Source organism: Arachnia sp., from assembly GCF_057238465.1.
Genome location: NZ_DBHHFZ010000002.1, coordinates 168035 through 184717, shown reverse-complemented (window position 1 = coordinate 184717; position 16683 = coordinate 168035). Strand labels below are relative to the sequence as shown.

The window sequence follows — 16683 nt, the reverse complement described above, 5'->3', positions numbered from 1 at the left end:
CGGATCCTCACCCCCACCGAGTCACCTCAGGAGAGCCATGCCCCGTCGAACTGACATCTCTTCGATTCTCGTCATCGGCTCCGGCCCCATCATCATCGGCCAGGCCTGCGAGTTCGACTATTCCGGCACCCAGGCCTGCCGGGTGTTGAAGGCCGAGGGATTCCGGGTGGTTCTGGTCAACTCGAACCCGGCCACGATCATGACCGATCCCGACTTCGCGGACGCCACCTACATAGAACCGATCACCCCGGAGTTCGTGGAACGCGTCATCGCCCAGGAACGCCCCGACGCCCTCCTGGCGACCCTGGGCGGCCAGACCGCGCTCAACACCGCCGTCGCACTGCACGAGAACGGTGTTCTTGAGAAGTACGGCTGCGAACTGATCGGCGCCTCCTTCGAGGCGATTCAGCGTGGCGAGGACAGGGAACAGTTCAAGGCCATCGTCGAATCCCTGACCGACATTCCCGGGGGCGCCCCCGAGGTGGCCCGTTCCCGGATCTGCCACAGCCTGGAAGAGGTGATGGCCGCGGCCGACGAGCTCGGCTATCCGGTGGTGGTGCGTCCCTCCTTCACCATGGGAGGAGTCGGTTCCGGGTTCGCCCACGACCCGGAGGAGCTGCGGCAGATCGCAGGAACCGGCCTGGCCGCCAGCCCCGTCACCGAGGTGCTGATCGAGGAATCGATCCTCGGTTGGAAGGAGTACGAGCTGGAGGTCATGCGGGACAAGGCCGACAACGTCGTGATCATCTGCTCCATCGAGAACTTCGACCCGATGGGTGTCCACACCGGTGACTCCGTGACGGTGGCCCCGGCCATGACCCTGACGGATCGCGAGTACCAGCGGATGCGTGACGTCGGGATCGCGATCATCCGCGCGGTCGGGGTGGACACGGGTGGCTGCAACATCCAGTTCGCCATCAACCCGAGCAACGGCCGCATGATCGTGATCGAGATGAATCCCCGCGTCTCGCGGAGTTCCGCGCTCGCATCCAAGGCCACCGGTTTCCCGATCGCGAAGATCGCCGCCAAGGTCGCGGTCGGATACACCCTCGACGAGATCCCCAACGACATCACCCGGGTCACCCCCGCGTCCTTCGAACCCGCGCTCGACTACGTGGTGGTCAAGGTTCCCCGGTTCGCCTTCGAGAAGTTCCCGGTGGCGGACTCCACCCTCACCACCCACATGAAATCGGTCGGGGAGGTGATGTCCATCGGCCGCAACTTCACCGAGGCCCTGGGCAAGGCCATGCGTTCCACCGAGACCGGTACCGGGTTCTGGCTCGGGCAGGATGACCGGGACCTGGAAACCCTGCTGACCGAGCTGAAACGCCCGCACGACGGGCGGGTGTTGAAACTGATGAATGCCCTCGACGCTGGTGCAACGGTGGAGCAGCTCCACGAGGCCACCCGGATCGATCCCTGGTTCCTCGACCAGATCGCCCTGATCCAGCAGGTCGGCGTCGAGGTGCGGGAAGCCGACCACCTGTCCCCGGAGCTGCTGCGCCACGCGAAACGCCACGGCCTGTCTGATGTCCAGATCGGACGGCTCAGGGGACTCGACGAGAGCGTCATCCGGCAGCTCAGGTGGGCCCTGGACATCCGTCCGGTCTACAAGGCCGTCGACACCTGCGCCGCCGAGTTCGAGGCCCTCACCCCGTATCTGTACTCCACCTACGAGGAGGAGTCGGAGGTGCCGACCCGCACCAAACAGGCCGTCCTGATCCTGGGTTCCGGGCCCAATCGGATCGGCCAGGGAATCGAATTCGACTATTCCTGCGTGCACGCGACCATGGCGCTGCGCGACGCCGGGTACGAGGCGATCATGGTCAACTGCAACCCGGAGACCGTCTCCACCGACTACGACACCTCGGACCGGCTCTACTTCGAACCGCTCACCGCCGAGGATGTCCTGGAGGTTTACCACGCCGAAACCCTGGCCGGTCCCGTGGCGGGTGTCATCTGTCAGCTCGGCGGCCAGACCCCTTTGAAACTCGCACAGACCCTGAAGAACGCCGGGGTGCCGATCGTCGGCACCTCACCGGAGGCCATCAACCTCGCCGAGGACCGGGGCGCCTTCGGGAGCGTGCTGGCGAACGCCGGGTTGCCCGCCCCGAAACACGGAATGGCCGCATCGGCGGCGCAGGCCAAACAGGTCGCCTCGGAGATCGGGTATCCGGTGCTGGTGCGGCCCAGTTTTGTGCTGGGCGGGCGCGGAATGGAGATCGTCTACGACGACGCCGCCCTGGACCGCTACATCGCCGGGGCGACGGAGGTCAGCGACGGTGCCCCCGTGCTGGTGGACCGGTTCCTCGACGACGCCGTCGAAATCGACGTGGATGCCCTGTACGACGGTGAGGAACTGTACCTGGGCGGGGTGATGGAACACATCGAGGAGGCCGGGATCCACTCCGGGGATTCCGCCTGTTCGCTGCCGCCGATCACGCTGGGCGACGAGATGATCGAACGCATCCGGAACTCCACACGCCTGATCGCCGAGGGAGTGGGGGTGCGAGGCCTGCTGAACATCCAGTACGCCCTCCAATCGGACATTCTCTACGTGCTGGAAGCGAACCCGCGGGCCTCCCGGACGGTTCCCTTCGTCTCCAAGGCCACCAGCACCCCGCTGGCGAAGGCCGCGGCACGGATCATGCTGGGGGCCTCGATCCGGGATCTTCGCGGCGAGGGCATGCTGAGGCCCACCGGGGACGGCACCGACATGCGTCCTGGTTCTCCCGTGGCCGTCAAGGAGGCCGTGATGCCGTTCAACCGGTTCCGCACCGCCTCGGGGGCGTTCGTGGACACCCTCCTCGGCCCCGAGATGCGTTCCACGGGTGAGGTGATGGGCCTCGACCTCAGTTTCGGCACCGCCTACGCGAAAACCCAGAGCGCTGGCGGGTTCCCGGTTCCCAGCGAGGGAACCGTGTTCGTCTCCATCGCGAACCGGGACAAACGCCACGCCATCTGGCCGATCAAACGCCTGGCGGACCTGGGGTTCCGGATCCTCGCGACCTCCGGGACCGCCTCGGTGCTGCGCCGCAACGGCGTCGCCGTGCAGGAGGTGATGAAACTCAGCCAGCGCGTGGAGGGGGACGCCACCCCCTCCATCGTCGACCTGATCAAGGACGGCGGGATCGACCTGATCTTCAACACCCCGCAGGGCGCCAGCGCCGACACGAACCCGCGGAAGGACGGCTACCTGATTCGTGCGGCCTCGATCCTGGCCGACGTCCCCTGCATCACCACGGTCCCGACGATGGCGGCGATCGTGCAGAGCATCGAATCGAAACGGGCCGGACATCTCGAGGTCCGTTCCCTCCAGGACTGGGCGGCCCGGTCGTGACGAGCCTGTTCACCCGTGCCGAGCTGGCCGCCTACCAGAAGCTGCTGCGACCGATCCTGTTCCGCTGGGCCGGGGGCGATCCGGAGGCGATCCACGAGGCCATGATCTCCTGGCTCGGCCACGTGCCCGCCACCCGCTCCGCCCAGGTGGCCAACCCCGTGACCGTCGCTGGAATCGAGTTCCCGAACCGGGTCGGGGTGGCCGCGGGACTGGACAAGGACGGGGTGGCCGCCGCGGCCTGGGCGCGATTCGGTTTCGGTCACGCGGAACTGGGAACCGTCACGGGACAGGCACAGCCCGGCAACCCCAGGCCTCGGATGTTCAGGGCCAGGGCCTCGCAGGGCGTCATCAACCGGATGGGGTTCAACAATCGCGGTGCCGATGCCCTGGCGGACCGGCTCCTGAAGCTCGGGGTGCAGCGCGGCAACCGCAGACTCGGCATCCCACTCGGCGTCTCGATCGGCAAGACCAAGGCCATCGCGCTGGTGGACGCCGCCTCGGACTATCTGGCCTCCCTGGATGCGCTGCGGGACCACGCCGACTACTTCGCCGTGAACGTCTCCAGCCCGAACACCCCCGGGTTGCGTTCCCTCCAGGCCGCGAAGGAACTGGAACAGCTACTCGGCTGCATCGTCGAATCGGCGTCACAGGGAACGGATCCCGTTCCGGTTTTCGTGAAACTCGCCCCCGACCTGGAACCCGGCCGGTTGACCGAGACCCTCGCCGTGATCAACGACTGCGGCGCGGCGGGAATCATAGCCACCAACACCACCCTGAGCAGGGATGGCCTGGCCGCGGAGGACAGACACCTCGCCGGCGAGGAGGGGGGACTCAGCGGAGCCCCCTTGACCAGCAAGGCCCTGGCGTTCGTCGAACGGGTGGTTTCCGCCACCGACCTTCCCGTGATCGGGGTCGGGGGCATCATGTCGCCGCGCGACGGGATGCGGATGTTCGAGGCCGGGGCCGTACTGCTCCAGATCTACACGGGATTCATCTATGCCGGCCCCGCCCTGGTGCGGGGTCTCAACGACCTCCTGAGGTGCGCATGAGCTACACGAGAAGACTCTCAGAGACAGTCAGGCGACGCGGGAACCTCTGCGTCGGCATCGACCCGATGCCATCGGTGCTGGCCGCCTGGGGATTGCCGACGGATGTGAAAGGGCTCGAGGCCTGCGCCCGGGGAATCGTGGAGGAACTGGGGGAGCGGATCGCGGTGTTCAAACCGCAGTCGGCCTTCTTCGAGGCCTTCGGCTCCCGAGGGGTCGCGGTGCTGGAACGGGTGCTGGCGGACATCCGCGAGACCGGTGCCATCAGCCTGCTGGACATCAAACGGGGCGACATCGGCTCCTCCATGACCGGTTACGCGACCGCCTACCTGGGGGAAGGCTCACCACTGGCGGCGGACGCCGTCACACTCAGCCCCTACCTCGGGGTGGGGGCGTTGCTTCCGGCAATCGACCTGGCCGTCGCGCAGGGCAGGGGGGTTTACGTGCTGGCGCGCACCTCCAATCCGGAGGGAACGAGGATCCAGCATCACGCGGCCCAGGTGGTGATCGACGAGATCACCGAACTCAACCCGGGCCGGGACCACGCGATCGGGCTGGTGGTGGGCGCCACCCACAGTGACCTGGGCTGCGACCTCTCCGGTTTCAACGCCTCGATCCTGGCGCCCGGCATCGGCGCCCAGGGCGGCACCGTCGAGGGTTTGGCGGCAACTTTCGGACCGGCTCTGGAACACGTGCTGCCGACCGCCAGCCGTGAGGTGATCGGCGGTGGCCGTGACGAACTCCACACCCGGGCCACGAGGCTGCTGGAGAAGGTGTCGTTGATGAAACCGTGACCTTCTCCGGGCCATCGATTTTTCAGTTCTTCAAGTATCGGGAACACAAGAAGGGTAGATTTGTCAAGCAGGGGCATGAGCCCCCGCTAGGCCGGTCACTTATCCACGAAGGAGGACCGATGGCCATTCCGCAACTGAGCACTGAACAGCTCGAATCAGCACGTGCCGCAGCGACGGAGGCGAGGCGCGCCCGGGCGCAGCTCAAGGATCAGGTCAAGTCTGGTGCCCTCACGTTTCCCCAGGCTCTTGACCGGGCGACGGGGGACGAGGTCCTTTCCCGTGTGAAAGTGGTGGATCTGCTGCGCGCCCTACCCCGCGTCGGGATGACGCGGTCCCAGGAGATCATGGAAAGCCTCGACATCGCCCCGAACCGTCGTATCCGCGGTCTGGGGCGACATCAGATCGACCGGTTGAAGGAGCTCTTCTCCTAGCCGGCCCCAGGGGCTCTGTGGAGTTCACGTCAGGAGGGGGTGGCGTGGTGAGGTACCGACATGACGGTCCTCGCTGCGCCATCTTCCTTTTGCGTAGCCTCTAGGATCGTCGGGTGCGTTCACCCAGACAACCCTCGGTTTGGATCATCTCCGGTCCCAGTGGCGTCGGCAAGGGCACCGTGTGTGCGAAGCTGCGCGAACTACGCCCCGGCATCCACATTCCCGTTTCCCTCACCACCCGGCAGCCACGGCCGGGGGAGATCGACGGAATCAGTTACCACTTCGTGTCCGAGAACAGATTCCGGGAGATGGCGGCTTCCGGTGAGCTGCTGGAACACGCGGTGGTTCACGGCAGACACAGCTACGGCACACCCCGCAGAGACGTCTGCGATGCGATCGCCTCGGGCAGGGACGTGCTCCTGGAGATCGACATCCAGGGTGCGCGGCAGGTGAAGCAGAACCTCCCGGAAGCGAAGCTCGTGTTCATCGCGCCACCCTCGTGGGAGGAACTCGTCAGGCGTCTCGAGGGCCGGGGCACCGAGGACGCCTCCCAGGTGGAACGCAGGCTCACGACGGCCCGGGTGGAACTGGAGGCCCGGGAGGAAGCGGATTTCGTGGTCGTGAATGATCGGATCGAGAACACCGCCCAGGCTTTGATAGTCTTGATGGGCTTGTGACCGCAAGCCATCACTCGACTCTGCAGAGGTAGATCTTGAGCACCAATCCTGAAGGCATCACCAACCCCCCGATCGACGATCTGCTGGAGAAGGTGGATTCAAAGTACCGGCTGGTGATCTTTGCAGCCAAACGGGCAAGGCAGATCAACGCCTACTACTCCCAGCTCGGTGAGGGACTTCTGGAGAACGTCGGTCCTCTGGTCAGCGTCGCGCCCCAGGAGAAACCGCTCTCCGTCGCCCTGCGCGAACTGCAGGACGACCTGCTCCAGTACACCCAGATCGACCCGGAGGCCGAGGCCGCCGAACGCGCCGCCGCCGAGGCCGACCCGGCCTTCACCTTCGTGGACCCGTTCGCAGAGCTCGAAGCCAATTCCCCCTCCTGATCCTCACAACACACCCCGGGAAGGAGCTCAGCATTGAGCCGCCTGTTCACGTCCGAGTCGGTAACCGAAGGGCATCCCGACAAGATCGCCGATTCCATTTCCGATGCCGTCCTGGACGCTCTCCTCGCGGAGGACTCGGCTGCCCGGGTGGCGGTCGAAACCCTGATCACGACCGGCCTGGTGGTGGTCGCCGGTGAGGTTTCCACCACCGCGTGGGCGGATGTGGCCACCATGGTTCGGCAACGCATCCTGGAGATCGGCTACAACAGTTCCCGGGTCGGTTTCGACGGGGCGTCGTGCGGGGTTACGGTGGCCATCGGCTCCCAGTCACCCGACATCGCCGGTGGTGTGAACGATTCCCTGGAGGTCCGCAACCACGAGGACGGGGACGCTGCCAGCCGTCAGGGGGCCGGTGACCAGGGGCTGATGTTCGGCTACGCCTGCGACGAGACCGAGCAGCTGATGCCCCTGCCCATCCACCTGGCCCACAGGCTCGCGGCCCGCCTGACCGATGTCCGCAAGCAGGGGGTGCTCGACTATCTGCGTCCCGACGGGAAAACCCAGGTCACGGTCCGCTACGAGGGCGGCAAACCCGTCGGAATCGACACCGTCGTGGTTTCCACGCAACACGAAGAGGGGGTCTCCCTGACGGATGTGATGACCCCGGAGATCACCCGCGAGGTCATCCTTCCCGTGCTGGGGGAGCACGGATACGACGGGGCCACGCCCCGGATCTTCGTGAACCCCTCGGGGAAGTTCGTCATCGGCGGCCCGATGGGTGACGCGGGAGTCACGGGACGCAAGATCATCGTCGACACCTACGGGGGCATGGCCCGGCACGGCGGAGGCGCGTTCTCCGGCAAGGACCCCTCCAAGGTGGACCGCTCCGCCGCCTACGCCACCCGATGGGTGGCCAAGAACGTGGTGGCCTCCGGGCTGGCCGAGCGCTGCGAGGTCCAGGTCGCCTACGCCATCGGCCGGGCCCACCCGGTCGGTTTCCACCTGAACACCTTCGGAACCGGGAAAGTACCCAACGAGCAGATCGTGGAAGCGGTGAACACCACCTTCGACCTGCGGCCCGCCAGCATCATCGCCGACCTCGACCTGCTGCGCCCCATCTACCGGCAGTTCTCCACCCTCGGGCATTTCGGACGCACCGAGGCGGACGCCACGTGGGAGCGCACCGACCGCGCGGAGGCGCTGGCGAGGGCGGTTAAGGGCTGAGCGTGTCGGCCACGCTGTTCGAGGTTCCGGCCGCCGAACAGGTCGCCAAGGTGGCGGTCGATGTCCCGCTCGCGCATCTGGATCGTCTCTTCGACTACCGCATCCCCGGGAAACTCCTCGAGGAAGCCCGCCCGGGGGTTCGGGTCACCGTGCCCTTCGCCGGGCAGGTGGTGGATGGCTGGCTGGTTTCCGTCGGTGACCCGGAGACCGACGGGAAACTGGCCGATCTGCGTTCGGTGATCTCCCCGGAACGGATCCTGACCCCGGGGCTCTTTGAGCTGATCCGGGCGGTCGCCGACCACTATGCGGGCACCTGGTGGGATGTGGCGCGCCTGGCGATCCCGCCCCGCCACTCGAAAATCGAGAAGCAGGAACAACGTGCCTGGCCGGTTCCCGGGCCCGGGGGAACGGCGGAGATCCTGCCGGGTTTCCCGGGAGGTTCCGAACTGCTCACAGCACTGGCGGAAGGTGGCGCTCCGCGTGCCTTCTGGCAGGTTCCGTGCGTCGCCGGCCCGCCGGGGGATCTCACCGGAGGGGTGCTGGAGGCCGTTTCGGCAACCCTGGCCTCGGGACGCGGGGCGCTGGTCCTGTTCCCGACGATCCGGGGCATGGAGGCCGGCGCCGCCCGGCTGGAGCGGCTTCTGGGGCAGGGTTGTGTGGCGCGGCTCAGCTGGGAACTCAGCAGGGGGCTGCGTTACGAGAACTACCTGGCGTGTTCGCGCGGCCGGGCCAGGGTCGTGGTGGGAACCCAGTCGGCGGTTTTCGCCCCCCTGTCCGACCCTGGCCTGATAGTGGTGGTTGACGACGGCAACGAGGGGCACTGCTTCGAACGGTTCCCCCGCCCGCATGTGCGTTCGGTGGCGATGATCCGGGCCGTTCAGGAAGGCTGCGCGCTGCTTCTGGCCTCACATGCCCGCTCCTGCGAGGCGCAGGGGCTGATCGAGCGTCAATGGCTCCGGGAACTGGCCCTGCCGCCGCGGGAGATGCGCCGCATCGGCCCGGCGCTCCGGTCGGTGCCCGGAACCCAGGCGAGCAATCCCGGTGGGACCCGGATGCGGCTTCCCCGCCAGGCCTTCGAACACCTGCGGATCCGGCTGGCCTCCGGGCCGGTGCTGGTCTCAGTGGCCCGGGCCGGGCATTCCTCGGGTCTTCGCTGCCAGCGTTGCCGGGGGAGGGCGACCTGCCCCAGGTGCGGTGGTCCGTTGATCCGGCCGTCGCGGGACCGGCTGCTCTGCCGCCTGTGCGGACACACCCCGGTCAGGTTCGAGTGCACCCGCTGTCATGCCACCGGGTTGCGGGCCCCGATCGCGGGTTCGGAACGCACCGCGGAGGAACTGGGGAAGGCTTTTCCCGGGGTACGGGTGATGAACTCCTCGGCGGAACGGATCCGTTCCGGGGTATCGGGGGAACCGGCGATTGTCGTCGCCACCCCCGGGGGGGAGCCCGCGGTCCCGGGCGGATACGCGGGAGCCCTGATCCTCGACGCGGAACTGGCCCTGTCCCGCGCGGATCTGCGGGTTGGTGAGGAAACCCTGCGCCGCTGGTGCCAAGTGGCCTGTCTGGTGCGACCCGCGTTCGACGGGGGCGGGATCCTGATCGTCGGTCCCTCGGAGGACCCCGTGGTTCAGGCGCTGCTCCGGGCCGACCCCGGGGGATTCGCCGCCCGGGAACTGGCCGATCGCGCCGCGGCCGGCCTGCCCCCTGCCGTCAAGGCGGTTCAGGTGGGTGGCGACCCGGATGCGGTGGCGGCCTTCCTGGACAACGACCCGTTCACCGGAGCCGAGGTGCTGGGGCCCACCCTGGTGCGGGAGGATCCCGATCCGGAGGCCATGTCCTTGCTGCGCTGCCCCTTGGAGAAGGGTCGCGAACTGGTGAGGGCGGTAAAACACGCGGCCGCCATCCGGTCGGCCCGCAAGGAGGGTGGCCGGTTGTTCCTGCAGGTCGACCCGATGACCCTCACGTGAGGAGGAAACCATGAAACTGGTGTTCGCGGGCACCCCCGGGATTGCCGTGCCGAGCCTCGAGGCCCTGGTGGGTTCGAGACACGAGGTGGTGGCGGTGGTCACCCGGCCGGACGCCACGGCGGGCCGGGGACGCCGGCTCACTCCCTCGCCGGTGGCGATCCGGGCGGCGGAACTCGGGCTCGAGGTCCTCAAACCCGGCCATCCCCGGGACCCGGAGTTCCGGTCCCGGTTGAGGGAGTTGAACCCGGATGTGTGTGCGGTGGTCGCATACGGTGCCCTGCTGCCCACCTCGGTCCTCGAGATCCCGGCCCAGGGCTGGATCAACCTGCATTTCTCCCTGCTGCCCAGGTGGCGGGGAGCGGCCCCGGTGCAGCGGGCCGTGATGGCCGGCGATACCGAGATCGGAACTTCCTGTTTCCGCATCGTCCGGGAACTCGACGCGGGGGACGTCTACCGGATCGCCGCCCGCCCCATGCCGGAGGCCACAGCGGGGGAGCTGCTCGAACTGCTCGCGGTCTCGGGGGCCGCCCAGCTCGTCGAGACCATCGACGCCGTCGAGGCGGGTGAGATCCCCGTGCCCCAGGAAACCGTCGGGGTGACCCGGGCCGCGAAGATCACGGTGGAGGAGGCGCGGGTGGATTTCACCCGGCCGGCGGCCGAGGTCCGCAACCACATCCTCGGTTGCTCCCCGGACCCGGGGGCCTGGTGCGAGCTGAACGGAAAACGACTCAAGCTGTACCGGGCGCGGCTCGCCGATGTCCAGTTCATCCCGGCGCCCGGGGAACTGCACGTGACCAAACGCCAGGTCTTCGTCGGAGCGGGTGACGGTGTTCTCGAGCTGCTGGAGGTCCAGGCCCCGGGCAAACGGCGAATGGCGGCCATCGACTGGGCCCGTTCCGGTGCCGCCTCGGGGAGGCTCGTGTGAGCGGGGGTGTGTCTCCCCGGAGGGTCGCGTTCGACGTGCTGAGGCAGGTGAGCGGCGAGGGCGCCTACGCGAATCTGGCGCTCGCCAAAAGGCTTACCCGGGCGGGCCTGGAAACCAGGGACGCGGCCTTCGTCACGGAACTCGTGGCCGGCACCTGCCGCATGCGGGGCACCTATGACGCGATCATCGAGTCCGCTTCGGGACGAGGCCTGAAAACCATGCAACCCGCGGTGGTGGACCTGCTGCGGTTGCTCTCTCATCAGGCACTGAGCATGGCCGTGCCCGCGCGGGCGGCCGTCGCCACCACCGTGGGACTGGCCCGCGAAACCGTCGGGCAGCGGGTCACCGGCCTGGTCAACGCCGTCGGGCGCCGGATCGCCGCGCACGACCTCCAGGAATGGGTGGAGCTGCTGAGCGCGGGTCTCGACGAGACCGGCAGGCTGGCGGTGATGACCCATCATCCCCGCTGGATCGTGGCGGCCTACGAGAAAGTGCTCCCGGAAAACGAACTCGCCCAGGCCCTGGAGGCCAACAACCTGGCGCCGAGACCAACCCTCGTGGTGCGTCCCGGACTCGCTCAGGTCGGGGAACTCGCTCCCGCCGTCCCCACCGTGTACTCGCCGTTCGGGGCGGTTCTCGACGGGGCTCCGGGCGACCTGGCGGCGGTCAGGGAAGGCCGGGCCGGAGTGCAGGACGAGGGTTCGCAACTGGTGTGCCTGGCCCTGACCCGGGTGGAGGCGCCGAGCGGGCCGTGGCTGGATCTGTGCGCCGGTCCCGGTGGGAAGTCCGCTCTCCTGGCGGGGCTGGCCGGGCAGCGGGGGGAGCACCTCGTCGCCAACGAGGTGGCCGCGCATCGTGCGGAACTCGTTGAACAGGCCCTGGCGGTCTACCCACCTGGAACGGCGAGCGTCATCTGCTCCGACGGGCGTGACCCGGAACCGGTCAGGCAGCACGGTCCCTTCGCCAGGATCATGGTGGACGCCCCCTGCAGCGGCCTGGGGGCGCTGCGTCGCCGCCCCGAGGCCCGGTGGCGCCGCACACCGGCCGACCTGGCGGAACTCGTCTCGTTGCAACGCGCCCTGCTGGAAACCGCCACCGGGCTGCTGGTTCCCGGGGGAGTGATCGCCTACGTGACCTGCTCACCCCACGCGGATGAGACCGCCGCGATCGTCGAGGCGGTCCTGAACAGCAACCCGCAGCTGGAACTGCTGGATGCAGCAGCCCTGCTTCCCGAGGTGCCCGGCGCCGCCCGGGGCGGGTACGTGCAGCTGTGGCCCCACCGCCACGGAACCGACGCCATGTTCCTGGCGCTGCTTCGTGGCACATCCTGAACATCGCTAGGCTTCGGGCATGCGCATCACCCCGAGCATCCTGAACGCCGACTTCGCAAACCTCTCCCACGAGATCGGACGGATACCGGGGGCGGACGGGGTGCACGTGGATGTCATGGACAACCATTTCGTGCCGAACCTGACGGTCGGGCTTCCCGTGGTCGAATGCCTGCGCAAGGTGACCGATCAACTCCTGGACATTCACCTGATGATCGAAGACCCGGACCGCTGGGCCCCGGCCTACGCCGAGGCGGGGGCGGAGTCGGTGACCTTCCACGTCGAGGCGGCCCACGCCCCGATCCGGTTGGCCCGGGAGCTGCGGGCCCGTGGGGCGAGGGCGTCGATGGCCCTCAAACCCGCCACCCCGATCGAGCCCTACGCCGAGATGCTCGACGAACTGGACATGGTGCTGCTCATGACCGTCGAACCCGGTTTCGGCGGGCAGAAATTCCTTGACCTCGTGCTGCCGAAGATCCGCCGGACCCGGGAACTGATCGGGGATCGCCCGATCTGGTTGCAGGTCGATGGCGGGGTCTCGGTGGAAACGATCGGGCGCTGCGCCGAGGCGGGTGCCGACACCTTCGTGGCCGGCTCCGCGGTCTACAACGCCCCTGATCCGGACGCCATGGTGCGGGAGCTGCGCGAGCTGGCCGACTCCGCGCGGCACTGCTGAATCAGCCCGGTTCGTTGCCCCGGTCGCGGAGGTAGCGTTCGAACTCCGCGGCGATGGAGTCGCCGGTGGCTCCCTCCACATCGGAGGCGTCGCGGGCCTCCTCCAGTTGTTCGATGTACTCGGCCACGTCGGGATCCTCCGCGCTCAGCTCATCCACGGCCTGCACCCACTTGCCGGCCTCACCGAGCAGGTCACCGGCCCCGAGGCTGGCACCCAGGACCTGCTCCATGCGGCTGAGCAGGGCGTGCTGGCCTTTCGGGTTCGGGGGAGTGGCTACGTAGTGGGGAATGGAGACCCACATGGATGCGCTGGGGAATCCCTCGGCGATCAGCATCTGGTTGACCACGCCCGTGATGCCGGTCGGCCCCTCGTAGGTGAGTTCCTCGATGGCGAGGCTGCCCCTCAGCTGCGAGTCGTAGGTGTACATGGCGACGGGAAGGGGACGCGAGTGCGGGGTGTCGCTGAGCATGGCTCCCAGCAGCAACACCATCGACGGGTCGTAGCTTTTCAACCGCTGAACCAGCTCACGGGAGAAGCTGCGCCACAACTGGTTGGGTTCGGGACCGACCACGATGATCAGGTCCCGTTCCGGGAGGCGCACCCGCTGGAGGGTGATGTGGGGCCATTGGATCCAGGGTCCGTCGGGGGAACGACGCAGGATCGGACGGGTCACCTGGAAGTCGAAGTAGTGTTCGTCGTCGATGGTCTCGAGCTCGGACGAGGGGTAGTGCTCCATCAGGTGTAGCAACGCGTCGCTGGCCGCGTTGGCCGCGTCGTTCCAGCCGCTGAAGGCGATCACGACGGCCGGGTTTTTGAGGTCCTCGGGCCGGGGGTGCTGCATCCCTCCAGTCTATTGGCCCTGCCGGTGACCTCAAACCGGGCGGGTCGGCAACGATTGACAGAGGTGTTGATCGGGATTTATGCTCACCGAGGAGTTTGGGGGGATCAACTCTGTCACATGGGGTATTCCGTCATTTTCCGAACAATGTTCGATGCCGAGCCGGAAAGGCGCCCATGAATTTGCTGAAGCGCATCGTGTTCGGCATGCTCGCCGCCCTTGTCGCGGCCGTGGGCGGCATTGTTCTCATCCCGCGGCCGGCGCAGGCCGACTACGCCACCGGCGGCCGGGGTTATTTCGTCAACTCCGTGGTCTGGGCCGAGTGGGGGAAAAAGGGCGACATCATCCCTGCTTCGGGACTCACGAAAACCCAGTACACGAAGGTCGGCAGCACGACGATCGCCCTCGAATGCACCCTGTCACAACCGGATTCCGGCAATGGGTACGGATACAATAAAAACACCACACTGGATGTCTGGACCGCGGGAAGCTGGCGGAAGGACGGTTTGGACGACCTGTACAACCGTGGTGGCACGGGCACCAACAACCAGATGACCAGCGCCATTCACACCAAATACAGCAAGACCACGGTCAGTTTCAAGGTTTCCTGTTCGGCCATCGTTTCCGGTCCGGGTTTCCCCGCGGGAGGGCAGCGTGTCCCGGTGGACGGAATGGTCGTGGCCGATGCCGAGTCCAGCGATCCGAATCCCGACGAATACATCAAGGTGGAAACCAGCAGCAATGCCCAGTGGCGGGTCCTGGATCGGATCCGCGACACCGGTTGCACATCGACGACGCTGGCCCAGCAGAGCACATCGGGAGGATCACGAACCCTGACGCTTCTCCCGGGTGGCGTGACCTGTCCCAACACCGGCCCCACCGTCGCCATGGCCGCCAGCAACGTCTCCGAGGCAACCATCACAATGTTCGGTCAGGGACAAGCGGCAGTAGCCGTGGGCGCCATCATCAACCTGGACTACGGCGATGCCCCCATCAGCTACGGAGCCGCGGCCGCGCAGTACCTGACGGGCTGGAACGCTTCATCACTTCCCGACGGCACCACCGATGCCTTCAGCACCAGACTGGCATGGCCACCCAGGAACCCCGAAGTGATGCTGGGCAGACGCATAGACCCCGAACCGGTCAACCCCGTGAACGGTGACGGCACCCAGGACGACAAGAACCCCACCAGCCCGAACGACGAGGACGCCATATCGGAAACACCGCTCTACCACGTGATGCAGGGCGGGGGAACCGCCACCCAGGAGATCGTCTGCACGGGCCGCGGCCACAACCGTGGCTGGGTGGACTGGAACCGCAACGGGGTCTTCGACCGGGAGGAGGCATCCGACACGGTGCAGTGCGCCGGGGGCAGCGCCACCCTGACCTGGACCATTCCGCGAGATGCGGCCACCGGGAACAGCTACCTGCGGTTGCGTGCCGCCGCCACGGCGGATTCCCTGACGAGCCCCACGGGATTGACCGTCACCGGGGAGGTAGAGGACCACAAGGTGCAGATCAGCACCTACGAACTCGAGATCTCCAAGGCCTCCGACGCCCTGGCCGGGAAAAAATTCGCGGGCGATGAGGTGACCTACACCGTCACCGCGAAGAACCCGAGCAGAACCCCCTTCACCAACACCAGCCCGGCCTACGTCTTCGACGACCTGAGCGGGGTGGTCGACGACGCCACCGTGATCACGAACTCCCTGCAGGCAACCGTCGGGAACAGCAGACGCGGTGACGTGATCTTCGACCCGGACAAGAGCAGGATCTCCTGGCGGGGCACGCTGGCCCCCAACGAGACACTCACCCTGACCTATCGGGTGCGCCTCAAGGTCGGGGGAGACCGTGACCTGCGCAACGTCGCCTGGGGACAGGCGGGTGTTGCCACCCCGGCGACGAACGTGACCTGCGAGAACCGCACCGCCGAGGGACGTGACGGAGTGACGAAGCACCCCTGCGCCGCCGAGCAGTACCAGTTGATGTCGCTGCTCAAAACCTTCCAGAACAACTACGACCCGGCCCCGAACGCCGCGGACTGGACGCTGACCGCCACCGGAAACTTCGGTGGCGAAACCGGCGACACCGAACGCGTCGTCCCGGGGAACACCGCCGTCACCGACGCGAACACCTTCGTGGTGCCAGTAGGGGAATCCTTCCAGTTCAAGGAAAAGGCGGCTCCGGAGGTCATGAAGGGATACGAGTTCCTGAACCCCGGATTGACCGCCGTGGGTGGGAGCCAGGTGGAACTCGTCAACAAGGACAAACCCGCCTCCGCCAAATGGACCAAGACCGACAGCGAAACCGGCGAACTGATCGGGGAATCCGAGTGGACACTGAAAGGTCCCACCGCCCCCGGCGGACTGGTGATCACCGACTGCGTCGCCGCCGATCGCAGCCTGTGCACGGGACCGGACAAGGATCCCGGGGCGGGTTCCTTCCTGCTGGAGGAACTGAAATGGGGGGAGCACACACTGACCGAGGTCACGCCACCACCCGGGTACACGCTGTCGAACCTCTCCGAGCAGATCATCCGGCTCAGCAGCACCGACACCGGATCCGAGCCTCTCGAGATCGGCGCGATCCCCAACGATCGCCTGCCGGGATCCATCTCCTGGCGGAAGACGGAATCGGGAACGACGATCCCGCTGGCCGGTTCCGTCTGGAAATTGACGAATGCCTCGGGGGCGACCATCACCGACATCACGGACTGCGTCGCTCCGGGCAGCTGCGCGGGACCCGACCGGGATCCCGAACCCGGTTCGTTCCGGGTCGAGAGGTTGTCGTGGGGCACCTGGACACTCATGGAGACCGGCGCGCCGCTGGGCTACCTGTTGACCACACGGGAGGAAACCCTCCAGATCGGTTCGCAGGCCTTGCACCAGACGGTGGAGGACCCGTTCGAGAACACCCGTTCTCCGGTCCCGGTGCTGCCGCTGACCGGGGGCACACCGAGCGAGATCTACCACTACCTGGGGGGTGGCCTGTTGATCGTCGCAGCCGCGCTGGTCCTCCTCAAACGCCGCCGGAGGAACAAGCACTAGTGATCCCGTG

The 16683-nt window shown here is 67.1% G+C and carries 13 protein-coding genes; 12 read left to right on the top strand and 1 reads right to left on the bottom strand.

Going from position 1 to position 16683, the window contains the following annotated elements; translation table 11 throughout:
* Positions 1-37: 37 nt before the first annotated feature.
* The 11 genes from carB to rpe all read left to right on the top strand — a co-directional run bounded on the left by carB (position 38) and on the right by rpe (position 12788).
* Positions 38-3340, top strand: a complete 3303-nt coding sequence (gene carB / locus ACO6D6_RS03095) for a carbamoyl-phosphate synthase large subunit (RefSeq protein WP_484783147.1) — start codon at positions 38-40, stop codon at positions 3338-3340.
* A complete protein-coding gene (locus ACO6D6_RS03090) occupies positions 3337-4389 on the top strand; it encodes a quinone-dependent dihydroorotate dehydrogenase (RefSeq protein WP_484783145.1) in 1053 nt (350 codons plus the stop codon). Before carB ends, ACO6D6_RS03090 begins: the two co-directional genes overlap by 4 nt.
* Positions 4386-5180, top strand: a complete 795-nt coding sequence (gene pyrF, locus ACO6D6_RS03085) for an orotidine-5'-phosphate decarboxylase (protein ID WP_484783144.1) — start codon at positions 4386-4388, stop codon at positions 5178-5180. The genes ACO6D6_RS03090 and pyrF overlap by 4 nt, the downstream gene beginning before the upstream one ends.
* Positions 5181-5299: 119 nt before the next feature.
* Entirely contained in the window at positions 5300-5611 is a 312-nt protein-coding gene (gene mihF / locus ACO6D6_RS03080) for an integration host factor, actinobacterial type (RefSeq protein ID WP_484783142.1), read from the top strand.
* Between the two features lie 113 nt (positions 5612-5724).
* Positions 5725-6288, top strand: a complete 564-nt coding sequence (gmk, locus tag ACO6D6_RS03075; protein WP_484783140.1) for a guanylate kinase — start codon at positions 5725-5727, stop codon at positions 6286-6288.
* Positions 6289-6320: 32 nt separating this feature from the next.
* On the top strand, positions 6321-6671 hold the full coding sequence (gene rpoZ, locus ACO6D6_RS03070; RefSeq protein WP_484783411.1) for a DNA-directed RNA polymerase subunit omega: 351 nt from the start codon (positions 6321-6323) through the stop codon (positions 6669-6671).
* Positions 6672-6704: 33 nt separating this feature from the next.
* The gene (gene metK, locus ACO6D6_RS03065; RefSeq protein ID WP_484783139.1) at positions 6705-7895 is read left to right on the top strand and encodes a methionine adenosyltransferase; all 1191 of its coding nucleotides are present in this window, start codon (positions 6705-6707) and stop codon (positions 7893-7895) included.
* A gap of 2 nt (positions 7896-7897) precedes the next feature.
* On the top strand, positions 7898-9859 hold the full coding sequence (locus tag ACO6D6_RS03060; protein WP_484783137.1) for a primosomal protein N' family DNA-binding protein: 1962 nt from the start codon (positions 7898-7900) through the stop codon (positions 9857-9859).
* A gap of 10 nt (positions 9860-9869) precedes the next feature.
* Positions 9870-10784: a methionyl-tRNA formyltransferase gene (gene fmt, locus ACO6D6_RS03055; protein ID WP_484783135.1), complete on the top strand. Its 915-nt coding sequence runs from the start codon at positions 9870-9872 to the stop codon at positions 10782-10784.
* Positions 10781-12115 (top strand): RsmB/NOP family class I SAM-dependent RNA methyltransferase, encoded by a 1335-nt coding sequence (locus ACO6D6_RS03050; protein ID WP_484783133.1) that lies wholly within the window; start codon positions 10781-10783, stop codon positions 12113-12115. Before fmt ends, ACO6D6_RS03050 begins: the two co-directional genes overlap by 4 nt.
* 19 nt (positions 12116-12134) lie before the next feature.
* The gene (gene rpe / locus ACO6D6_RS03045; RefSeq protein ID WP_484783131.1) at positions 12135-12788 is read left to right on the top strand and encodes a ribulose-phosphate 3-epimerase; all 654 of its coding nucleotides are present in this window, start codon (positions 12135-12137) and stop codon (positions 12786-12788) included.
* A 1-nt stretch (position 12789) separates the two neighbouring features.
* Here the strand turns inward: rpe and ACO6D6_RS03040 are convergent, their stop codons facing one another.
* The gene (locus tag ACO6D6_RS03040; protein ID WP_484783129.1) at positions 12790-13629 is read right to left on the bottom strand and encodes a PAC2 family protein; all 840 of its coding nucleotides are present in this window, start codon (positions 13627-13629) and stop codon (positions 12790-12792) included.
* 173 nt (positions 13630-13802) lie between these two features.
* On the opposite strand from ACO6D6_RS03040, the gene ACO6D6_RS03035 reads away from it, so the two are divergent.
* Entirely contained in the window at positions 13803-16673 is a 2871-nt protein-coding gene (locus tag ACO6D6_RS03035) for a CshA/CshB family fibrillar adhesin-related protein (RefSeq protein WP_484783128.1), read from the top strand.
* Positions 16674-16683 lie beyond the last annotated feature (10 nt).

Coding starts and splice junctions, on each gene's coding strand:
- fmt (WP_484783135.1), top strand. CDS start 9,870: ATGAAACTGGTGTTCGCGGGCACCCCCGGGATTGCCGTGCCGAGCCTC.
- ACO6D6_RS03035 (WP_484783128.1), top strand. CDS start 13,803: ATGAATTTGCTGAAGCGCATCGTGTTCGGCATGCTCGCCGCCCTTGTC.
- carB (WP_484783147.1), top strand. CDS start 38: ATGCCCCGTCGAACTGACATCTCTTCGATTCTCGTCATCGGCTCCGGC.
- rpe (WP_484783131.1), top strand. CDS start 12,135: ATGCGCATCACCCCGAGCATCCTGAACGCCGACTTCGCAAACCTCTCC.
- mihF (WP_484783142.1), top strand. CDS start 5,300: ATGGCCATTCCGCAACTGAGCACTGAACAGCTCGAATCAGCACGTGCC.
- pyrF (WP_484783144.1), top strand. CDS start 4,386: ATGAGCTACACGAGAAGACTCTCAGAGACAGTCAGGCGACGCGGGAAC.
- ACO6D6_RS03040 (WP_484783129.1), bottom strand. CDS start 13,629: ATGCAGCACCCCCGGCCCGAGGACCTCAAAAACCCGGCCGTCGTGATC.